Annotated in this window: 18 protein-coding genes and 1 tRNA gene; 8 read left to right on the top strand and 11 right to left on the bottom strand. The window is 60.7% G+C overall.

The window, feature by feature from the left end; all coding sequences use genetic code 11:
• Positions 1–136 precede the first annotated feature (136 nt).
• Together BLS41_RS01760 and BLS41_RS01755 are read right to left on the bottom strand one after the other, a co-directional pair.
• Complete coding sequence (locus BLS41_RS01760; protein WP_074762665.1) at positions 137–1,237, bottom strand: LysR family transcriptional regulator; 1,101 nt, start codon at positions 1,235–1,237, stop codon at positions 137–139.
• A gap of 343 nt (positions 1,238–1,580) precedes the next feature.
• Entirely contained in the window at positions 1,581–3,437 is a 1,857-nt protein-coding gene (locus BLS41_RS01755; RefSeq protein WP_074762664.1) for a phosphoenolpyruvate carboxykinase (GTP), read from the bottom strand.
• A gap of 377 nt (positions 3,438–3,814) precedes the next feature.
• On the opposite strand from BLS41_RS01755, the gene BLS41_RS01750 reads away from it, so the two are divergent.
• A complete protein-coding gene (locus tag BLS41_RS01750; protein ID WP_074762663.1) occupies positions 3,815–4,828 on the top strand; it encodes a D-2-hydroxyacid dehydrogenase family protein in 1,014 nt (337 codons plus the stop codon).
• 165 nt (positions 4,829–4,993) lie between these two features.
• Here the strand turns inward: BLS41_RS01750 and BLS41_RS01745 are convergent, their stop codons facing one another.
• Positions 4,994–5,869: a patatin-like phospholipase family protein gene (locus tag BLS41_RS01745; RefSeq protein ID WP_074762662.1), complete on the bottom strand. Its 876-nt coding sequence runs from the start codon at positions 5,867–5,869 to the stop codon at positions 4,994–4,996.
• Between the two features lie 50 nt (positions 5,870–5,919).
• On the bottom strand, positions 5,920–6,324 hold the full coding sequence (locus BLS41_RS01740; RefSeq protein ID WP_074762661.1) for a PaaI family thioesterase: 405 nt from the start codon (positions 6,322–6,324) through the stop codon (positions 5,920–5,922).
• A 204-nt stretch (positions 6,325–6,528) separates the two neighbouring features.
• Here BLS41_RS01740 and BLS41_RS01735 point away from each other — a divergent pair.
• From BLS41_RS01735 to BLS41_RS01720, 4 genes are all read left to right on the top strand, one after another.
• A tRNA-Lys gene (locus BLS41_RS01735) sits at positions 6,529–6,604 on the top strand.
• A 527-nt stretch (positions 6,605–7,131) separates the two neighbouring features.
• A complete protein-coding gene (locus tag BLS41_RS01730) occupies positions 7,132–8,403 on the top strand; it encodes an ATP-grasp domain-containing protein (RefSeq protein WP_074762660.1) in 1,272 nt (423 codons plus the stop codon).
• Positions 8,400–9,494 carry a 3-phosphoserine/phosphohydroxythreonine transaminase gene (gene serC / locus BLS41_RS01725; RefSeq protein ID WP_074762659.1) on the top strand — a complete coding sequence of 365 codons (1,095 nt, stop codon included), beginning with the start codon at positions 8,400–8,402 and terminating at the stop codon, positions 9,492–9,494. Before BLS41_RS01730 ends, serC begins: the two co-directional genes overlap by 4 nt.
• A gap of 164 nt (positions 9,495–9,658) precedes the next feature.
• Positions 9,659–10,246: a LysE family translocator gene (locus tag BLS41_RS01720; protein WP_074762658.1), complete on the top strand. Its 588-nt coding sequence runs from the start codon at positions 9,659–9,661 to the stop codon at positions 10,244–10,246.
• On the opposite strand, the gene BLS41_RS01715 is transcribed toward BLS41_RS01720, so the two are convergent.
• The 6 genes from BLS41_RS01715 to cadR form a co-directional block, all read right to left on the bottom strand.
• Positions 10,247–11,107, bottom strand: coding sequence for a helix-turn-helix transcriptional regulator (locus BLS41_RS01715; RefSeq protein WP_074762657.1), 861 nt, complete (start codon positions 11,105–11,107; stop codon positions 10,247–10,249).
• A 95-nt stretch (positions 11,108–11,202) separates the two neighbouring features.
• Positions 11,203–11,997 carry an ABC transporter substrate-binding protein gene (locus BLS41_RS01710; protein WP_074762656.1) on the bottom strand — a complete coding sequence of 265 codons (795 nt, stop codon included), beginning with the start codon at positions 11,995–11,997 and terminating at the stop codon, positions 11,203–11,205.
• A gap of 76 nt (positions 11,998–12,073) precedes the next feature.
• Entirely contained in the window at positions 12,074–13,228 is a 1,155-nt protein-coding gene (locus BLS41_RS01705; RefSeq protein ID WP_074762655.1) for a pyridoxal phosphate-dependent aminotransferase, read from the bottom strand.
• Between the two features lie 317 nt (positions 13,229–13,545).
• Positions 13,546–14,949: an ATP-dependent RNA helicase DbpA gene (gene dbpA / locus BLS41_RS01700; protein WP_074762654.1), complete on the bottom strand. Its 1,404-nt coding sequence runs from the start codon at positions 14,947–14,949 to the stop codon at positions 13,546–13,548.
• Positions 14,950–15,000: 51 nt separating this feature from the next.
• Positions 15,001–15,201 carry a hypothetical protein gene (locus tag BLS41_RS01695; protein WP_074762653.1) on the bottom strand — a complete coding sequence of 67 codons (201 nt, stop codon included), beginning with the start codon at positions 15,199–15,201 and terminating at the stop codon, positions 15,001–15,003.
• Between the two features lie 99 nt (positions 15,202–15,300).
• Positions 15,301–15,732, bottom strand: coding sequence for a Cd(II)/Pb(II)-responsive transcriptional regulator (gene cadR / locus BLS41_RS01690; RefSeq protein ID WP_074762652.1), 432 nt, complete (start codon positions 15,730–15,732; stop codon positions 15,301–15,303).
• Between the two features lie 91 nt (positions 15,733–15,823).
• Here cadR and BLS41_RS01680 point away from each other — a divergent pair, with 91 nt between their 5' ends.
• Positions 15,824–18,232, top strand: coding sequence for a heavy metal translocating P-type ATPase (locus BLS41_RS01680; protein ID WP_253189601.1), 2,409 nt, complete (start codon positions 15,824–15,826; stop codon positions 18,230–18,232).
• 61 nt (positions 18,233–18,293) lie between these two features.
• Here BLS41_RS01680 and BLS41_RS01675 read toward each other — a convergent pair whose 3' ends face one another.
• On the bottom strand, positions 18,294–19,322 hold the full coding sequence (locus BLS41_RS01675) for a helix-turn-helix domain-containing protein (RefSeq protein ID WP_074762649.1): 1,029 nt from the start codon (positions 19,320–19,322) through the stop codon (positions 18,294–18,296).
• 327 nt (positions 19,323–19,649) lie between these two features.
• Between BLS41_RS01675 and adh the strand changes: the two genes are divergently transcribed.
• Together adh and BLS41_RS01665 are read left to right on the top strand one after the other, a co-directional pair.
• Positions 19,650–21,170, top strand: coding sequence for an aldehyde dehydrogenase (gene adh, locus BLS41_RS01670; RefSeq protein WP_074762648.1), 1,521 nt, complete (start codon positions 19,650–19,652; stop codon positions 21,168–21,170).
• A gap of 86 nt (positions 21,171–21,256) precedes the next feature.
• Complete coding sequence (locus tag BLS41_RS01665; RefSeq protein ID WP_074762647.1) at positions 21,257–21,652, top strand: DUF779 domain-containing protein; 396 nt, start codon at positions 21,257–21,259, stop codon at positions 21,650–21,652.
• Positions 21,653–21,663: the final 11 nt, after the last annotated feature.

Raw genomic sequence — 21,663 nt, 5'->3', positions numbered from 1 at the left:
CGGTGACGGCTGGAACGCAGGTTGTTTCCAGCCCGTTGCTTGAATCGCTCTTCCGCAATGGCCAAAAAAAAGGCGCAGTCACTTAACGTGACTGCGCCTTTTTTTCACCAGCGACACATGCCGGCTAAACCATCTTTCAGAGCGGCGACAACGCCGTCGGCCGAGGACGATTCGTCGTCTTCGCCAGGTTCGACGACACCGGCGACAACTCGCTGTCCAGCAGCCGCGACAGCGGCTCAGCACCGTCGAATGCTTCCGGCGGCATCGAAGAGTCGGCGGAATCAAACGACGACGTCGTGTGACGCTCCAGCCCGTCCTTGATCCACTGTTCGCCAAGCAGACTGTTCGGCGTCTGGCTGAAATGCTCGACCAGATGGTCGATGAACGTGCGCACCTTCGCCGGCAAGTGACGGCGGCTCGGATACGCAATGTTGATCTCGACCTGCGGCAAGCGGTAATCGCCGAGCAGACGCACGAGGCGCCCGCGCGTCATATCACGGCCAATCAGATAGCTCGGCAAAATCGCGATGCCCATGCCGAGCAACGCAAACTGCCGCAGCATTTCCGTATTGTTCGCGACGATCACGTTAGACGGACGCACACGCACTTCGCCTTCCGGTCCCGTGAACACACGTTCGTCGCCCCAATACTCAGAGGGCAGACTCAGGCACGGATGCTCCAGCAAATGCTCGGGACGCGTCGGCGTGCCGTGCTTCTCGAGATAAGCCGGCGTTGCACACACTGTCATGCAACCGGTGGTGAGACGCCGCGTGACAATGCTCGCGCTGCGCATTTGCCGCGCGATCACCACGCCAACGTCGAAACCTTCTTCGACCAGATCGACCTGCCGGTCGACCAGCGTGACATCGGGAATAACTTTCGGATAGCGCTCCGCGTACGTTTGAAGTACGGGTGCGAGGTTATGCAGCCCGAACACCACCGGCGCGACGATTCGCAACGTGCCGACGGGTTCATGATTGCGCGCGACCACCATCTGTTCGACGTCTTCCAGTTCGTCGAGAATCTGGCGCGCACGCTCGAGATACACCTGACCCGATTCGGTCAGAGACAAGCTGCGGGTTGTGCGATTGAGCAGCCGCGTACCAAGACGCCCTTCGAGGTCGGCTACGTGACGGGTGGCAACTGCGTTGGAAATATCCATCGCGCTCGCAGCGCGGGCAAAACTGCCGAGATCCGCCACTTTGACGAAAACTCGCATCGACTGCAAATGATCCATAGGACAACTCCTGCCGTGTTACAGCTTCCTGACAATTAGTGAAAACCAGTGAAGCGAACTTGGAATTCTCCTACGACTCGCGAAATCGTGCATAAGTTGCCCACAACAGCCGAAATATTGTCAATTTTCGTGCGACTCTGCTCCCCAATGTGGGGCATGACCGTCGATTGATCCGAAAAAAGAAACAATCTGCTGCACCGCACCTTGAACTGTCTTTTTTGTGCGAATAGATGCAAAGGTCATTCCGGCATTGCGGATTCAGAAAAAATCGCTATTCGGGGATCGATCACAAATAAAAAACCGCCCGAAGGCGGTCTTTTCAGGAGAGTGAATACTCACGTAGCTAGACGGCGAGCTTCTCTTCGAGCGAGCGTTTGGTCTGCTGCAACGCGGGCGGGAGCCCTTGTTGCAATGTGTCAAAAAGGTCGGCGTGCAGCGCGAGTTCGTCGCGCCACGCTGCGTCATCGACGGAAATGACCTGCTCGAATTGCTCACGGCTGAAATTCAAGCCGCGCCAGTCGATGTCGTCATAGTGCGGCGACACGCCGAACGTATGCTCCTCGCCTCGCGTCGTGCCTTCGATCCGGCCAACCATCCAGCTCAACACGCGCATGTTCTCGCCGAAACCCGGCCACACGAACTTGCCGTCCGCGCCCTTACGGAACCAGTTCACGCAGAAGATTTTCGGCAGCTTCGCGTTCAGTTGTTCCAGACGTTCGCCGGTTTTCAGCCAGTGGCCGAAGTAGTCGCTCATGTTGTAGCCGCAGAACGGCAGCATCGCGAACGGGTCGCGGCGCACCACGCCCTGCTGGCCGGCAGCGGCAGCGGTCGTTTCCGAGCCCATGGTCGCGGCCATGTAGACGCCTTCAACCCAGTTGCGCGCCTCGGTGACGAGCGGCACGGTGGTCGAACGGCGACCGCCGAAAATGAACGCATCGATCGCGACACCTGCCGGGTTTTCCCAATCGGCGTCGATCGACGGACATTGCGACGCGGGCGCCGTGAAGCGCGCGTTCGGATGCGCCGCCTTGCGACCGCTTTCCTTCGAGCTGGCCGGCGTCCAGTCCTTGCCTTGCCAGTCGATCAGATGCGCGGGCGGCTCGTCGGTCATGCCCTCCCACCAGACGTCGCCGTCGTCGGTCAGCGCGACGTTCGTGAAGATCACGTTTTCCTTCAGCGTGGCCATCGCGTTGAAGTTGGTCTTTTCGCTGGTGCCCGGCGCAACGCCGAAATAACCGGCCTCGGGGTTGATCGCGTACAGACGGCCGTCCTGAGCCGGTTTGATCCACGCGATATCGTCGCCGATCGTGGAGATTTTCCAGCCGTTCAGACCTTCCGGCGGAATCAGCATCGCGAAGTTGGTCTTGCCGCACGCCGACGGAAACGCCGCCGCCACATGATGCTTGCGCCCTTCCGGCGACGTCACGCCGAGAATCAGCATGTGTTCGGCGAGCCAGCCTTCGTCGCGGCCCATCGTCGACGCGATCCGTAGCGCGAAACATTTTTTGCCGAGTAACGCGTTGCCGCCGTAGCCCGAACCGTAGCTCCAGATTTCACGCGATTCAGGGAAATGGACGATGTACTTGGTTTTGTTGCACGGCCACGCGACGTCCTGCTCCCCCGCCGAAAGCGGCGCGCCGACCGAGTGGACGCAGGGCACGAACTCGCCGTCTTCGCCCAGCACGTCGTACACCTTGCGACCCATGCGCGTCATGATGCGCATGTTGGTGACCACATACGGGCTGTCGCTCAATTCGACGCCGATGTGCGCGATCGGCGAGCCGAGCGGGCCCATCGAGAATGGCACCACGTACATCGTGCGGCCGCGCATTGCGCCTTCGAACAGACCGTCGAGCGTAGTGCGCATTTCGGCCGGGGCGACCCAGTTGTTGGTGGGGCCGGCATCTTCCGCGCGTTGCGAGCAGATGAACGTGCGATCCTCGACGCGCGCGACGTCGGATGGATCGGACCATGCCAGATAAGAATTGGGACGTTTCGTGGGATTGAGCTTCCTGAGGGTGCCCGCCGCGACCATCTGTGCGCACAGGCGGTCGTATTCCTCCTGCGAGCCGTCACACCAGACGATGCTGTCCGGCTTGGTTCTGGCGGCAACCCGCTGAACCCAGTCGATCAGTTTTCGGTGTTTGACCCACGCGGGCGCCTCGATAGCGGGCTGTCCTTCGAATGAGGGATGATTCATCGACCTGTCTCCGTTTTGTAGCAATAGAAAAACGGTACAAGCCCGGCGACGCTGCATGCGAGAGGCATTTCAATTCTTCGCGCCGATGTTTCCACCACTCGACGCATAATTGCGCAGGTCAACCTGGGCCAACCAGCTTGTCGGGCGGAGACGCCTGCTGACGGGGCTTCTGCAACCGTCTGTAAAGCGGCTTGCCTCAACACGCAACAAACTGTTAAAAACGATGTCAATCAGCTTTAACGTGGCGCTGCCGTTCTTCGCAGCAGCTTCTACGGTAAGGCATCCAGCCAGACCGGCATGTGACCTGGGTCACATGGTGGGACAGTCAGCATAACACTCCGTTCCGCACCGTCACGGTGCGCCGCAAGACACATACCATGAAGATTGCCATCCTCGACGATTATCAGGACGCCGTTCGTAAGCTCGATTGCTTTCAATTGCTGGCCGACCATGAAGTCAAAGTTTTCAACAACACCGTGCGCGGTCTCGGCCAGCTGGCGAGCCGTCTTTCCGAAGTCGACGCGCTTGTCCTGATTCGCGAACGTACCCGTATCAACTCGCAACTGCTCGACAAACTGCCGCGTTTGCGCATGATCAGCCAGACCGGCAAAGTCGCCGGCCATATCGATCTGGCGGCTTGTACCGAACGCGGTATCGCCGTGCTGGAAGGCACTGGCTCGCCGATCGCACCCGCCGAACTGACGTGGGCTCTCATCATGGCGGCGCAGCGGCGCATTCCGCAATACGTGGCAAACCTTAAGCAAGGGGCCTGGCAGCAATCCGGTCTGAAGACGTCGGCGCTTCCGCCGAACTTCGGTTTGGGGCAGGTTTTGCGCGGTCAGACGCTGGGCATCTGGGGTTACGGCAAGATCGGCCGTCTGGTCGCGGGATACGGCAAGGCGTTCGGCATGAACGTGCTGATCTGGGGCCGCGAGCATTCGCGTGAAGCGGCTCGCGCCGATGGTTATGGCGTGGCCGAAAGCCGTGAAGAGTTGTTCGAACAGAGCGACGTGCTGTCGCTGCATCTGCGTCTGCATGACGACACGCGTGGCATCGTCAAGCAGGAAGACCTGATGCGGATGAAGCCGACCGCGCTGCTCGTGAACACAAGCCGGGCCGAACTGCTCGACGAAAACGCGCTGGTGAATGCGCTGTCGCACAACCGTCCGGGGATGGTCGCCATCGACGTGTATGAAAGCGAGCCGATCCTGCAGGGCTACAGCCTGCTTCGGATGGAAAACGTGATCTGCACACCGCACATCGGCTATGTGGAACGCGAGAGCTACGAGTTGTATTTCACCGCGGCTTTCAACAACATTCTGGCGTTCGATTCTGGCGATACGACCAGCGTGGCGAATCCCGAGGCGTTGCAGGGCGGGCGTCGGCGGTAGTTTTTTGCGGGGCGGGTGCGCGTCGAGCGTTGACCGTTTTGACCGTTACGTATTGGCTTTGGCCGCGCTGGCACGCTCGACAGGTGCCACGCGGCGAGGTCTATTTTTTCAGCACACACGCAGCATTCAGCGTTTGTCTAGCGGGCCTGCTCGCCGCCACGCCCCTCACCGCGCCTCGTGTGCCCCCGCTTCCAGCAGATCCGGCATGCGCTCCAGAAAAGCCTCGCCGTCGACACGCCCCAGGTTATACGCGTGCGCCATCTGCGAAGGGCTCGTGTAATCCCAGCTCGAAATCGGCACCTTGCGCGACGGCTGCACATACAGTCGTTGCTGCACGCCGTGCGGCACGACAAACATCTGCGGCCGCGGATAAATACGCGTGACCATCACCAGCACGTTGCCGGGCGCATCGGCGTCGAGCGCGCCGACCGGCACGTTGTCGACCATTCCGCCGTCCAGTACCGGACGCCCGTTGCGTCGCAGAACCGGCGTGAAAGGCGGCGTACTCGACGACTGCAGGATCAGATCCGCGAGATCCTCGACGCTCGCGCAATCCTGCGCGCGCACGAATTCCGGATGAAAACCGAGCGACTGACCCAAGGTTGGATGCAGCGTCTTGCGTACATATTTTTCGATGTTGTACGCGATCAGACCCGCCGCGACCGCGCTGCGCGCGCCAAGCCAGCGCGGCAGGTGCGACACGCCGATGCGGATTTCCGGCGCATCGGCGAGCGTCGAAAATTTCTCGCCGTAGATATCGAGCAGCGCCTGCCGGTAAATGCGGTAGTGCGGAAACACCGATTCTCCGCGCAGCAGATTGCCCCAGTACGCGTTGCGCGTGTTGTGGCGCAGCGCGTCTTCGTAGTAGCGCATGACCCAGTCGGAATCGCGCGTGTAGAGCATGCACGCGGTGGCGGCGCCGGCCGAAATGCCGGTGATGACGCGCGGACGGATTTTCAGCTCCGGCTGCACGACGTCCCAGAAACCTGCCTGCCACCAGCAGCGATTGCCCCCGCCCGCGAATACGACCTGATCGAACATCCTGATTTTTCCTTTTCCTCTGAGTGCTTTCTGACGCGGTGTGGCCGGTCTCAGTCGACCAGCGCGTAAGTCGTGGTCGCGTGCACGGCCATGTGGCCGCCTTCGTCGAATAATTCGACCTCGCCGAACACCAGATTGCGGCCCATGCGCAGCACGCGTGCGGTGATCAGCACGTCGCCCTTGCGGACAGCACGCATGAAATTAATGTTTTGCGACACCGTGCTCATCGGCTTGAAGCCGCCGAGCGCAGCGGAAATGGCGACGATCATCGCCGTGTCGGCGGCGGCCATGAACACCTGCCCGCAAATCACGCCGCCCGAATGACGCAGGCCACCGGAAAACGGCAGGCGTAACGTAGCGCTCTCTTCATCGACCTTGACCGGGGTCAGCGTCAGCGCGCGGACCCATGGGGCAAGAATACGGTCGAGCAGCTCGTTGATCTCTTTGTCGTCCATGGCGGGCCCCCGGTCGAATGCCGCGCGACGCTTCGAGCGGCATGGTGTCCGCGACATAATACCGGGACGGCGAAGCCCGCGCCTTCTCCATGGCGTCACGGCGGTCGAGGGAGCCCTCGAACCCGTCAACGCAAATATTTTTAAGAAATCTGCGAAAGGGACTTGGCAAGGCGAGGAAGTTACTGCATAATCTCGTTTCTGTTGGGGGCGTTAGCTCAGTTGGTAGAGCAGCGGACTCTTAATCCGTAGGTCGAGTGTTCGAGTCACTCACGCCCCACCAAGCATTTTGAAGCCCGGTTAGCGAAAGCTGACCGGGCTTTTTGCTTTTCAGCGCTCGCCGGCAAATCGATTTGCCCATACGCGTACGGCCTGATACAGCACATCACGTCGAAGAAACCGCACCTCCCCCGCTTCACCTCAGCTCGAAGCCCAAAAATCTCTCATCCCAAAGTCTCGGGATTAAGCAGTCAATAGCCCCTCTTTTCCCCCATTTGCTTCCGCCGCGCGCTCGTATGATGGGCTCGTACCGTGGGTTCAATGCGACGTGGCGGACTCTTTGTCGATACACGAATCCAGACGTCTTAATCGAAGGAAAACTGTATGGCAATTGCAACGCGACGCGCGAACCCGGCCCGACTGTCCCGTGCAATCGACACGTCGCGCACCGTCGCGATCTCTGCGGAAGGTGAAGCAGCAACAGCCGGACCGATCGCTCACCGTCAATAACCCGAGTGAACTCCACGTAAGAGCGATGCCACCAGATGCCGTCTTACGCCTTGGGTAGTGCTCCACTGAAACGCGCCCTTCATGACTACCGTTCAAACTGAATTAACCGGCGATGCCGCTCATCCGTGGCTCTATCAGCCGCTCGGACTGGCGACGCTGCTTCGCGCCGCCACCGCCGGAAGCGATCTGACGCCGCTCGGCGAAGGCCTGCTCGAACACGTCAGGCAACACGACGATCCCTACGCGCTGCTCGATTTGTCGCTCGTGCTGGAAATGAAATACGAGAAGGCGGCGGCGCTTGCCGTCCAGCAGCAGGCACTGCAAATCACGCGGCGGTTCCGCCTGAAAAATGTGCAGACCGCTCAAGCTCCAGTGAGAGTGCTGGTTCTGAAAGCGCCCGGTGATCTGATGGCGAACACGCCGTTCGAGTGCCTGGTCGAGAACGCCGATCTGCAAATCGAAGCGCTTTACGTCGACTCACACTCGCCGTCGAATACCGTCTTGCCGCCGCACGACGTGGTGTTCGTCGCGGCCTGTGCGTCGGATGAAACCGTCGCGGTTCACGCACAAATCGCCGCGTTGACCAACGGCACCGACCGCCGCGTGCTGAACCGCTCCGAACACGTCGCGAAGACGACCCGCGACGCCGCGTATGAATTGCTGGGCGCAGTCCCCAGCATCTGCATGGCGCGCACGGTGCGTCTGTCGCGCGAGCAGGTCGATCAGGCGGCGTCCGGAACCTTCGACTTGAGCGAAGTGCTCGGCACCGGCTATCCGTTCATCATCCGGCCGCGCGGATCGCACGCGGGACAAGGCCTCGCAAAAGTATCCGACGCGCAGGACCTCACAGCCTACCTGGCCGAGTCCGACGCCGGCGAATACTACATGGCGCCGTTCATCGACTACAGCAGCGCCGATGGTCTATTCCGCAAGTACCGGATCGTGATCATCGACGGCAAGCCGTTCGTGTGCCATATGGGCATTTCGAAGGACTGGATGGTCCACTACCCATACGCAGAAATGCTAGCGAATGCGGACCGGCGCGAAGAAGAAGCGCAAATCATGAGAACGTTCGACGACGATTTCGCTGTGCGCCACCGCGACGCGTTTCGCAGCATCAGCGAATTGACCGGCCTCGATTACGTCGGATTCGATTGCGCGGAAACCAGCGACGGCCGCCTGCTGATCTTCGAAATCGCGACGGGCATGGTGATTCACGACATGGATGACGCCAGCGCCTACCCGTACAAATTGCCGCAAATTCGCCGGGTTTCCGACGCATTTCATCAGATGCTGCGCAGCGCCGCTGCGAGTGCAAACACAGTTCAACCGACGGCCTCGGAGGCGCAGTGAAGTCCAATGCATTGAATTTTTCCGGTGGTCCCGGAGCCCTTCCTGAATCGGTGCTGGAGCAAACGCGCATCGCGATTACCGCGCTGCCGGACACCGGCGTGTCGATACTCGGCATGAGCCATCGTTCGGACTGGTTCCGCGCGATTCTGGACGAAGCAGAAAACAATCTGCGCACGTTGCTCGGCATCTCGGACGAGTACGCGATCACGTTCCAGCAAGGCGGCAGCAGCCTGCAATTCGCGATGATCCCGATGAACTTCGCGGGCAAAGGCTTCGCGCCGCCCGAGTACGTGACGTCGGGTTACTGGAGCGGCCGCGCGACCTCGGAGGCCGCGAAGGTCACGGAGCGCAAAATTGCGTGGGACGGCCACGCGACCGGCTATCGGCAACTGACCGATCTGGAACAACTGGCTATCGACGACTCCGCCGCGTATCTGCATTACGTGACGAACGAAACGGTCGAAGGGCTGCAATTTCCCGTCTACGAAAAGACGCCGCGCGTGCCGTTGATCGCGGACATGTCGTCCGATTTTCTGTCGAAGCCAATCCAGCCCGACGCCTACTCGATGATCTATGCGCACGCGCAGAAGAATCTCGGTCCGGCGGGCGTCACGGTCGCGATCGTGAAGCGTTCGCTGCTCGAGCGCGTGCCGGACAGTCTGCCGGCTATTCTCGATTTCCGCACGCACGTGACGCACGGTTCGAACTACAACACGCCGCCGGTTTTTGCGATCTACGTGCTGACGTTGATCACGCGCTGGCTGCGCGACGACATCGGCGGCCTGCACGCGATGCAGCAGATCAACGAGCGCAAGTCGCAGCATCTGTATGACACGCTCGACGCGTTGAGCGAAGTCGTGACCATCCACGCGGACCCGCGCTGGCGCTCGCAGATGAACGTCGCCTTCAAGTTCCGCGATGAACGGCTTGGCGAAGAGTTCATCAATGCCGCTCGTGAACAGGGCATCATCGGACTGGAAGGGCATCGTTCGATCGGCGGTCTGCGTGCGTCGCTGTATAACGCGGTGACTGAAGAAGCGGTGACCACGTTGGTGAACGCGTTGGCCGAATTCAGTCTGCAACACGCCTGAAGCCTCCGGCAAAAGAAAAAGCCCGATCCTGCGATCGGGCTTTTTTTTCGACCTGCTGCCCCGCATGCAGCGGATCAAACAGCAATTTCCTTCAATACGCCGCCGCCGTTGCCCGATACCGTTGAGCGTCGCCATTCCTGCGCGCTTACGTATCGAGGCATCAGATGACCGTTTTACTTTCCATGGCCGCGTTCGCGCTGGCCAGTTCGATCACACCGGGCCCGGTGAATGTCGTCGCACTGAGCGCGGGTGCGCAGCACGGGCTCGCCGCGAGCATGCGGCACGTCAGCGGCGCAACGGTTGGCTTCACGGTATTGCTTCTGCTCATCGGACTCGGTCTGCACGAGTTGCTTCTCTATTTTCCGAATCTGATCGACACGGTCAAATGGGCGGGCGTCGCGTTTCTGCTTTACATGGCCTACAAACTCGCCGTCGACAACGGTCAACTCGGCGCCGACAAACCGTCCCGCGGACCCTCCTTCGCTTATGGCGCAGCGATGCAATGGCTGAATCCGAAGGCATGGCTTGCGTCGCTAGCCGGCATGGGTGCGTATGCAGCCGGAGGCGACGGCGGCCTCGTCTGGCAATTCGCGGTGGTGTATTTCGTGGTCTGCTATTTATCGATTGCGAGCTGGGCTTATGCCGGCACGTTTCTGCGCAAATACTTGCAAGACCCGAAACGGGTGCAGCTATTCAATCGCGTGATGGCAGCGCTGCTCGCGGCGAGCGCGTTGTATCTGCTGATCGCGTGATCAACTGCGATACTGCCCTGGCGTCGCAGCAACCAGCCGTTTGAACGTGCGCTGCAAATGCGCCTGATCGGCGAAACCGGCGTCAAGCGCGACGTCGGCGATCAGACGGCCGCGTCTGAGTTGCGCGCGGCTGTATTGAATACGGCGGTTGATCAGATACGCGTGCGGCGTCATTCCGTAGCGTTGTTTGAAAGCACGAATCAGATGCGACGCGGACAAATCCGCGGCCTTGCAAACGTCTTCGAGTTTTAGCGCCTGCGTGCAGTTTTCAGCGATGAATTCTGCGGCTCGCGTGAGTTGATGGCTTGCGTCGTAATACGGCTTCGACGACGCGGGATTCAGTTTCTGCTGCACTTCCGAGAAGAATGTAATCGCCGCGCCTTGCTTGCGCAGCGACTCAGCGTCGGCGTCGACGAGAATCGCGTGTAGCTTGCTCAAGCCATCGAATAACGTCGGGTCCAGCGACATGGTTTGAGAAAACGCGCGAAACGCGTGATTCTCGCTGAACCCCAGTTCGTGTTGCAGTTTCGTGAGCCACGCTACATCGACATGCAGCATCAGATACGACCAGCGCTCGTCGGCGACGGGATTGCATGCGTGCACGTCGTCGGGATTCATCATGACGACAGCACCCGCGCCGATCCACTCATGTGCGTGACGATTCACATAGACGCTGCGTCCGCCGATAACAGCGCCGATCGAAAACGTTTCGTGCGAGTGCCTGGCGTAGCAGACTGAGCGGCCATCTTCGATGGAACGCGCTTCGATGAACGGCAGTGCGTCACTGCGCCAGAACTTCGGCGCCGAAGCATTGTTCGCGTGAGTTGCGGCTGGTGTTGCCGTTGTCGCTGCGTCGCTCATTTACGCGCTCTCCGGTTGTTACGTAGACCTCGCCGTAGCGAAGCCTACGTATCCTAGCCGTCAAATGCATCGTCAACAAGCACACGCGTATGAGCTTATTTGGCGCTCACGTCGATATCGCCGAGATACTTCGCCGCCAGCGTTTTCACGGTGCCGTCGGCCTGCACTTTCGCGATCGCCGCATTCAACTGATTACGCAGCGCCGTATCGCCCTTGCGAATTCCGTACGCGATACCGCTGCCGAGAATCTTGTCGTCGCGCACCGGCTGGCCGACAAATGCATAGTCCTTGCCGTCGGGCTTCGACAGAAAACCCGTTTGTCCTGCGGGCGCGAGAACGAGCGTGGCATCGAGGCGGCCGGCCTGGAGATCGGTATAAACCTGGTTCTGATCCTGATACGGGACGATGGTGACGGCCGCCGATTCCCAATGCGTTTTCGCGAAGGTTTCCTGAATCGATCCCTGCAACACGCCCACGCGTTTGCCCTTGAGCGATGCAGTCGTCGGCAGCAGGCCGCTGTCGCGCCGTGCGATCAACTGCGACGGTACGCGATACACGACCGTGGTGAAATCAATCGCCTGGCGACGCTGTTCGGTCGCGTTCATCGCCGAATTGATTGCGTCGAACTTGCGGCCTTGCAGCGCCGGAATCAAACCGTCGAATGAGGTTTCGACCCACTTGCACGTCATATGCGCAGCGGCGCAGACCGCATTGCCGACGTCGATATCGAGCCCCTGCAATTGACCGTTCGCGCCCTTTGACTCAAACGGCGGATACTGCGCTTCGAGCCCGAAACGTAGCGTCGAGGTGTCGGCAGCGCTCGCGGCGGATGCGGTGGCGAACGATGCAAATGCGCAGGCCAATGCCAATAGCGGCTTGAGCAACTTCATAAACAGGTCCCTTTTTCTCTACGATTGTGTTCTCGGCGCCCACGCTGAAAAAGCAATTGACGCCACGACGCAGCGATCAGATCTCGCACAAACGCCGCGCACCTTCGATCAACGTCGCGTCGTCCTTCGAGAAGCTCAGGCGGATCAGACCGGAATCGGTGCCGTCACTATAAAACGCCGACAAAGGAATCGTCGCGACACGCGCATCGCGAATCAGGCGCAGCACGAAATCGCTATCGCTCTCGTCGGAGAAGCCGCGAAAACGCGCGAGCATGAAGAAACTGCCTTCGCTCGGCAACAACTCGAAGCGCGACTCGCGCAATGCATGCGCGAGCAAATCCCGCTTCTGCTGATAAAACGCGGAAAGCCCGAGATAGCTTTCGCGATTGGCCAATGCATCGACGAACGCGTACTGCATCGGGGTATCGGCGGAAAACACCATGAATTGATGGACTTTGCGAATCTCGTCCATCAATGCAGCGGGCGCGAGGCAGTAACCCACACGCCAGCCCGTGACGTGATACGACTTGCCGAACGACGACACGATCACGCTCCGTTCAGCGAGTTCGGAATGGCATGCCATGCTCTGATGCTTCGCGCCGTCGAACACCACGTGCTCGTAAACTTCGTCGGCGAGAATCACGATATCGGTGTTCCGCGTGATCGCTTTGAGCCGCGCAATATCGTCTTCGCTGAACACGGTCGCGGTCGGATTGTGCGGCGTGTTGATGATGATCATGCGCGTCTTCGGCGTGATCGCGGCCGCGACCTCGTCCCAGTTCACGCGAAAATCGCTCAGCGAGAGTTTGATCGCCACCGGCGTCGCGCCCTGCAAACGGACGATCGGGCCGTAGCTATCGAACGAAGGTTCGAAGTAGATCACTTCGTCGCCGGGATGCACTAACGCGCTGATCGTCGAATACAGCCCTTCGCTCGCGCTGGCGATCACGGTCACTTCGCTAGCTGGGTCGTAGCGCACGCCGTACAGCGTCTCGACTTTGTCGGCGAGCGCTTCGCGCAACGCCATGATGCCGGCCATCGGCGAGTACTGATTGTGACCGTCGCGCATGGCCTGAGCGACACCGTCGACCAGCTTCGCGTCCGGCGCGAAATTCGGCGCGCCTTGCGACAGGTTCAGCGCGTCATGTTGCGCGGCCAGTTGACCAATCACGGTAAAAATCGTCGTACCCACATCGGGCAGTTTCGAGCGGGCTTGCGTGGCGCTCTGCATAAGGCTTTCTCCCTTTCTCCATCCAGCAGGGGATTCGCGGACGGCCAACGGCGCGGCGATCCATCCCGGTGGAGTGATTAGGCATCAGCCAAAGAACGCTCACAATCGAAACTTTGTCATGCGCGGCATGCGTTTATGTCATGGCTCGCGTAAAGACGCGCCATTGCGGACAACGCTACTCAGATCGGGCTTTGGGGGGAGAAACAAGGTCGCGCGAAGTACGCGGAGAACAGCAGAGGTATGACGTAATGTGATGCACGAAGCGGTATGAAGGGCCGGCTACGGCAGTGCAGCCGGCTCTTGTCAAGCGTCAAGTGTCAGGCGTCGTCCATCAGGCGGACTCTGACCTTCTTGCCCTTCACCTTGCCGGCGCTGAGCTTGCGCACTGCTTCGCGCGCGATGCTGCGCTCCACGGCCACATAGGTCGACATCTCGGTCACGTTGATCTTGCCGATCTGCGAACCGGCAAAACCCGCGTCGCCGGTCAGCGCGCCGAGTACGTCGCCGGGACGGATCTTTTCCTTGCGGCCGCCGAGAATCTGCAGCGTCTCCATGGGCGGAAGCAGGCGCTCGTTGCTCGCCGCCGTGAGTTCGGACAGCTTGTGCCATTCGACTTCACGCTTCTGCGCCTGCTCGAGACTGCCGACGCGGCCCATTTCGTTCATGCTCGCGAGGCTCAGCGCCCAGCCTTCCTGATCGGCGCGGCCCGTGCGGCCGATCCGGTGCACGTGCACTTCCGGGTCCGGCGTCACGTCGACATTGATCACGGCTTCGAGTTGCGCGATGTCGAGACCGCGCGCGGCGACGTCGGTCGCGACCAGCACCGAGCAGCTACGGTTTGCGAACTGGATCAGCACCTGATCGCGTTCACGCTGATCCAGTTCGCCATGCAGCGCGAGCGCGTGAAAACCCTGCGCGCGCAGCACGTCGAGCAGATCGCGGCACTGCTGCTTGGTGTTGCAGAACGCGAGCGTGCTCACCGGACGGTAGTGATTCAGCAGCAATCCAACCGCATGCAGGCGGCCGTCTTCTTCGACTTCATAGAAGCGCTGACGGATCTTGGTGTTGTCGTGCCGCTCGGCGAGCTTCACTTCCTTCGGGTTGCGCAAAAACTGCTGGCTCAGTTTGACGATACCTTCCGGGTACGTCGCCGAGAACAGCAGCGTCTGACGTTCTTTCGGACACTGTTTGACCACCGTCGCGATGTCGTCGAAGAAACCCATGTCGAGCATGCGGTCGGCTTCGTCGAGCACCAGCGTGTTCAGCGATTGCAGCGGCAAGCTGCCGCGCTCGAGGTGATCCATGATGCGGCCCGGCGTGCCGACCACGATGTGCGCGCCGTGTTCGAGGCTCGCGGTTTGCGGACGCATCGGTGTGCCGCCGCACAGCGTCAGCACCTTGACGTTTTCTTCCGCGCGCGCGAGGCGGCGGATTTCCTGAGTGACCTGATCGGCGAGTTCGCGCGTCGGGCACAGCACCATCGCCTGAACAGCGAAGTTGCGCACGTCGAGACGCGCGAGCAGTGCCAGTGAAAACGCCGCGGTCTTGCCGCTGCCGGTTTTCGCCTGGGCGATCAGATCGTGGCCGGCGAGCGCGATCGGCAAGCTCGCCGCCTGAATCGGCGTCATTTCGACATAGCCGAGTTGCGACAGATTCGCGAGAGTCGCGGGCGGCAGCGCCAGTTCGCTAAACGGCGCGCCGGCGGGAGTGGGACTGTTCATAAGATGATGGCTCGATATGGGCTAAGCGGCTGAGGCAACGAAGGCTGCGGATTATTCGGCCATCGGACCGTCGGCGGGACGGCCTTCGAGCTGCTCGTACAGCACCTCGCCGTCTTCGCCTTCGAAGCGTTCGACGTAATTGCGCGCGCCGCACATCGGGCAACGGAACAGGAGCCCTTGTCCTTCGTTCTTGATGACGACGTCCGACATTTCCCACTGCGCGTCGCAGGACTGATTTCTGCAGGTAAACACGTTGATTCTCCAGCTTGATTCGATGGTTGATCGGGCGGGTCGGCGATGAACCGCCCGGCCATAAATAAGGTCACTGCTGCCGGACTACGGGAAGCTTTTTCAACCCAGATGCGTGTGCCGCACCCGCGGCGCGCTGACATCCATGTCGGTCAGACCGTGCACGATGCCGCAGTCTTCGACGCTCTGTTCGCCGTGGCATTGCTCGCGCAGCGTGGTGAGCTGCGTTTTCAGCTGCTTCAGTTCGTTGATGCGGGTGTCGACGTGCGCGATGTGTTCTTCGATCAGCGCGTTGATGCCGCCGCAGCCGTTTGCCGGTGCGTCGGTCAGACGCAGCAAAGCGCGGATTTCGTCGTGAGTCATGTCGAGCGCGCGGCAATTACGGATGAATCGCAGCCGTTCGACGTGTTTCGCCGAGTAACTGCGGTAATTGGCCTCGGTACGCTCCGCTTCGGGCAACAGGCCCTCTTTTTCGTAGAAACGGATGGTTTCGGTCGTGCAATGGGCGATTTTCGCCAGTTCGCCGATTTTCATGAGCCCTCCGGGTGATGGTCTTGAAGGCGACCTTGACCTTGTAGTGGCTTCAAGGTGTTTACTAGACCACAAATCGACCCAGGAAGCCACTATGCGTCACGTTAGCCATCCCGAAGAAGAGCGTCTGGAAGCCCGCGAAAAGCCCGCGGGCACGGCTGCGGAGGCTTTGGAACAGGATGTGGGCGGCTGCGGGCACCATGCGCACGAGCATGCGCATGAGCCGGAGTCGGGGCACGATCACGGGCACGAAGCCGGGCATGGGTGTAATCACGACCATGGCGGCGGACCTGATCACGCGCACAGCCACGACGACGCAGCCTGCTGCGCCGCCGCGCCTGCCATCGTCACACCCGTGCGCCTGCCGCGCTCCGAAGCCGTCGGCAGCGATATGCGTACCGCCATCCGCATCATGCAGATGGATTGCCCGACCGAAGAAGCGCTGATCCGCAAGAAATTCAGCCGCATGCCGCAAGTTCGCAGCATGGACTTCAACCTGATGCAGCGCGTGCTGACCGTCGTCCACGCACCCGACGCGCTCGACACGATCCTCGCCGCGCTCCGTTCGCTCGACTTCACGCCCGAACTCGCGGATGCCGGTCAGGACGGCCAATCGGCCGCCATTCCGCAAGCGCCCGTCAAACCTTGGTGGCCGCTTGCGCTCGCTGGCGTCGCTGCGGCGGCGTCAGAGGCTGCTGGCTGGCTCGGCGCACCCGCCTGGGTGTCTGCGCTGCTTGCGATCCTCGCAATCGCCTCCTGCGGCCTCACGACGTACCGCAAGGGCTGGCTCGCGATCCGCAACGGCAATCTGAACATCAACGCGCTGATGAGCATTGCCGTCACTGGCGCGCTGATCCTGCGTCAATGGCCGGAAGCCGCGATGGTGATGGTGCTCTTCACGGTCGCCGAACTGATCGAGGCGAAGTCGCTCGACCGCGCCCGCAACGCGATCCAGGGATTGATGCAGCTCACGCCCGAACAGGCCAGCGTGCAGCAACCCGACGGCGGCTGGCAGCTCACCGATCTCGCCGCGATCGGATTGGGCGCAGTGGTTCGCGTGAAACCGGGCGAGCGGATCGCTTTGGATGGGGAAATAATCGCGGGCCGTTCGAGCGTGGATCAGGCGCCGATCACCGGTGAAAGCCTGCCGGTCGACAAAACGGTAGGCGACGCGGTGTTCGCCGGCACGATCAACCAGGCGGGTTCGCTCGACTACCGCGTTACGGCTGCGGCGAGCAACACGACGCTTGCGCGGATCATCCACGCCGTCGAAGAGGCGCAGGGCACCAAGGCCCCCACGCAACGTTTCGTCGATCAATTCGCGCGGGTCTATACGCCGATCGTGTTCGCGATCGCGCTTGCGGTCGCGGTCGTGCCGCCGCTGCTATTCGGCGGACTGTGGCACGAGTGGGTCTACAAGGCGCTGGTGATGCTGGTGATCGCGTGTCCGTGCGCGCTGGTGATCTCAACGCCCGTGACAATCGTCAGCGGGCTGGCTGCGGCCGCGCGCAAGGGCATTCTGATCAAGGGCGGCGCTTATCTGGAGCAAGGCCGCAAGCTGACCCGCCTCGCGCTCGATAAAACCGGCACGCTCACGCACGGCAAGCCGGTGCAGACAGAGTTCGAGTTGATCGCCGTTGCAAAGATTGAAGGCGACGCGCTTCGTTATCGTACGCTCGCCGCGAGTCTCGCCGGGCGTTCGGATCATCCGGTGTCGATGGCGATTGCTGTAGCGGCTAAAGCCGAAAACGTCGGCCAACTCCCGGTCGATGCTTTCGAAGCACTCGCCGGACGCGGCGTGCGTGGCGAGATCGAAGGCACATCGTATTGGCTCGGCAATCATCGGCTGATCGAAGAATTGGGGCGCTGTTCCGCGTCGCTCGAAGCGCGTCTCGATTCGCTCGAACAGCGGGGCAAAACTGTCGTGATGCTGGCCGACGCCGAACACGTGCTCGCGCTGTTCGCCGTCGCCGACACGGTGAAGGAAACGAGCCGCGCTGCGATTGCCGAGTTGCAACGGCTCGGTGTGAGCACGGCCATGCTCACCGGCGATAACCCGCACACCGCAACCGCCATCGCGCAACAGGTCGGCATCGACGAAGCGCGCGGCAATCAGTTGCCGGAAGACAAGTTGAACGCGGTCGCGCAGTGGTCAGCGAATGGCGCGACCGTGGGCATGGTCGGCGACGGCATCAACGACGCCCCCGCGTTGGCACGCGCCGACATCGGCTTCGCGATGGGCGCGATGGGCACCGACACCGCTATCGAAACCGCCGACGTCGCGTTGATGGACGACGACCTGCGCAAGATTCCGTCGTTCATCCGTTTATCGAAGGCGACGCATGCGGTGCTGGTGCAGAACATCGCATTGGCGCTCGGCATCAAGAGCGTGTTTCTCGTGCTGACGCTGATGGGTCTCGGCACGATGTGGATGGCAGTATTCGCCGATGTCGGCGCGAGCTTGCTGGTCGTCGGTAATGGCTTGCGTTTGCTGCGCAAATGAATTGCGCAGCGATTCCGGTGTGACCGTTTTAATGCTCGCCTGCTAGCTGCGCCACGCGCGGCTAGTGAGCGAATTCAGCCAGACGACCCGCCGCCGCCTTCAACGTCTCCGAAGGCCGCACGCCGAACATCTTCCGATAATCGGTTGCAAACTGGCTCAGATGCCAGAAGCCCCACGCCGCCGCCACGTCCTGCACGGAGCGCGATTCGCGCGCGGCATTCGACAGATCGCGGCGCGCGCCATTCAAACGGATCGCGCGCAGATACGTGGCCGGCGCCATGTTGAGCACGTCCTGAAAGCAGTACTGCAAGGTTCGACGGCTCACGTGCAGCCGTTCGCACAATTCGGGCACGTTGATCGCGCGGTCCCGATTGGCTAGCACATAGTCGCGCGCCTCCCAAACAATAGACTGACGACGCGGACGTGCGGGCATCGCAACGCCTTCGCACGCCGACAACGCGCCGACGTCGAACAGCGACGCCAGTACCGATGCCTGCAAGTTGCTACGCGCCGTTGAAGTCAAAGGCGCATCGCTCGCCGCACCGCCACCTAGCAACTGGCGCAGCGACGCGCACAACTGCTCCTTGCGCTCCGCACCGATCGACACGACCTGCGCGTTCGGCAGATGCTCGTCGAGGCTCACGCCCTCGATATCCGCTGCATAACGACGCAATGCTTCACCCGTTACCACCACGCCGAAAATCTCATACCCCGCGGACGTCAGTAGTTCGAACTCGACGCCGCCCGGACGAAACGCCAGAGCGTCGGCGGAAATAATTTGCGCATCGATTCGGCCCGTGCCCAACGGGCAGGTCGGAATGCCGAACCAGTACGCGTCTTTCTGCACCTCACAGGTTTGCCGCAGCGTGTGGCTCGTCGTTTCGACGAACACCTGCATATCGTCGACGCACAGCTCCGTCAGACCGCCGACGAAGCAGCCCGCGGTCAACTGGTCGTAAGTCTGGTTCCAGCCGTGAAGATTGCGCGCCTGCTCGTCGGCGTCGTAGGCGACGTGTGTCTGCACGCAGAAGCTTGGTTGCGGGCTCGGCGCGGAATGTGTCAGGCGATCGTCTCGGGCATCAATCGTCATACGAGATGGGCGCAGAAAGGGAATAACAAGCCGCAATAGAAGGCAATTCCCATGCCGAACCCGCTCGCAGCCTTTCCTGTTTGAAATGCCACCACACTCGCCGCGCCCTGCTCAATTCCTGAACACCCTTTCCCAGATTGCTCAGAAACGCAGCGCACCATCGCCAAGGGATTGAACACGACGATGCGCGCAATTGCACAAATGTGCCTTCTCCACGTGCACGGATCACTAGTGCGGTGCATTGGCACGCTTCTAGCTCTAGCCGGTCACGGTCGAGCGAAATATCTCGCCGTATATAGCCCATTCAAACATGTGAGGAGCACACAGATGAATCATGCAGAGATGCAGTTTCTGACCACCGAATTCCCGTACAAGAAGCAGTATGCGAATTTCATCGGCGGCGAATGGGTCAAGCCGGTGGGCGGCGAGTACTTCGACAATGTGTCGCCGATTACCGGCGAGCCGTTCACGTCGATTCCCCGTTCGCGTGAAGCCGATATCGAACTCGCACTCGACGCCGCGCACAAAGCGAAAGTAGCGTGGGGCAAAACGTCCGTCGCAGAGCGCGCGAACATCCTGAACCGCATCGCCGACCGGATGGAAGCGAACCTGCAACGCATCGCGGTCGCCGAAACGATTGACAACGGCAAGCCGCTGCGCGAAACGATGGCCGCCGACATTCCGCTCGCCATCGATCACTTCCGCTATTTCGCCGGCGCCGTGCGTGCGCAGGAAGGCGGTATCTCCGAGATCGATCACGACACCGTCGCGTATCACTTTCATGAGCCGCTAGGCGTGGTCGGCCAGATCATCCCCTGGAATTTCCCGATTCTGATGGCCGTGTGGAAGCTTGCACCCGCACTCGCAGCCGGCAATTGCGTCGTGCTCAAGCCAGCGGAACAAACACCCGCGTCGATCCTCGTATTGCTCGAACTGATACACGACCTGCTGCCTCCCGGCGTGATCAACGTGGTGAACGGCTTCGGTCTCGAAGCAGGTAAGCCGCTCGCGTCGAACAAACGCATCGCCAAGATCGCGTTTACCGGCGAGACCACGACGGGCCGTCTGATCATGCAGTACGCGAGCCAGAACATCATTCCGGTGACGCTCGAACTCGGCGGCAAGAGCCCGAACATTTTCTTTGCCGACGTGATGAACGAAGACGACAGCTTCTTCGACAAGGCGCTCGAAGGCTTCACGATGTTTGCGCTGAACCAGGGCGAAGTGTGCACGTGTCCGTCGCGCGTGCTGATCGAAGAAAAGATCTACGACCGCTTCATGGAACGTGCGCTGAAGCGCGTCGCCGCGATTACGCAAGGGCATCCGCTCGACAGCAAGACGATGATCGGCGCGCAGGCGTCGCAGGAACAGCTTGAAAAAATCCTCTCGTATGTCGATCTCGGCAAACAGGAAGGCGCCGAATGTCTGATTGGCGGTGAACGCAATACGCTCGACGGCGAGTTGAGCAAAGGCTACTACGTGAAGCCGACCGTGTTCCGCGGCCACAACAAGATGCGCATTTTCCAGGAGGAAATCTTCGGGCCAGTCGTGTCGGTGACGACTTTCAAGAACGAAGAAGAAGCACTCGAAATCGCCAACGACACGCTGTACGGCCTGGGCGCCGGCGTGTGGACTCGCGACGGCACGCGCGCGTATCGCTTCGGCCGTGAAGTTCAGGCTGGCCGCGTATGGACCAATTGCTATCACGCGTATCCGGCGCATGCGGCGTTTGGCGGCTACAAGCAGTCGGGCATCGGACGTGAAAATCACAAGATGATGCTCGACCACTATCAGCAGACCAAGAACCTGCTGGTCAGCTATAGCGACAAGCCGCTCGGGTTTTTCTGAAAGTCGTCCTGATGTAACCCTGCATTAACGAGTCGGTTCGGGCGGGCCGCATGACGCGGCCCGCTCTTTTTCAGCGAGGGCATGTGATGACCGATGAAAAGAAAGTCGCGCGCGTAATCGCGACGCCTGCCGCCATCGAGTTGATCGACAAATTACGCGCCGAACATGGGGACGTGATATTCCATCAATCCGGTGGATGCTGCGACGGCAGCGCCCCGATGATGTTTCCGAAGAACGAGTTCATGGTCGGTGGCTCCGACGTGAAACTCGGCTTCATTGCTGGCGTGCCGTTTTACATGAGCGAATCGCAATTCGAGTACTGGCAGCACACGCAGTTGATCATCGACGCGGTGCCGGGAAATGGCGGGATGTTTTCGTTGGAGCGTCCCAGCGGTCTGCGGTTTTTGACGCGCTCCAGGTTGTTCGAAGACGACGAGAACGCGTGGCTCGAAACGCATCCTGTGGAGAAAGCGGACGCGTAATCGAAGGTATG

The organism is Paraburkholderia fungorum (assembly GCF_900099835.1).
Classification (GTDB): Bacteria; Pseudomonadota; Gammaproteobacteria; order Burkholderiales; family Burkholderiaceae; genus Paraburkholderia; species Paraburkholderia fungorum_A.
This window is presented reverse-complemented; position numbering and strand designations above follow the sequence as displayed.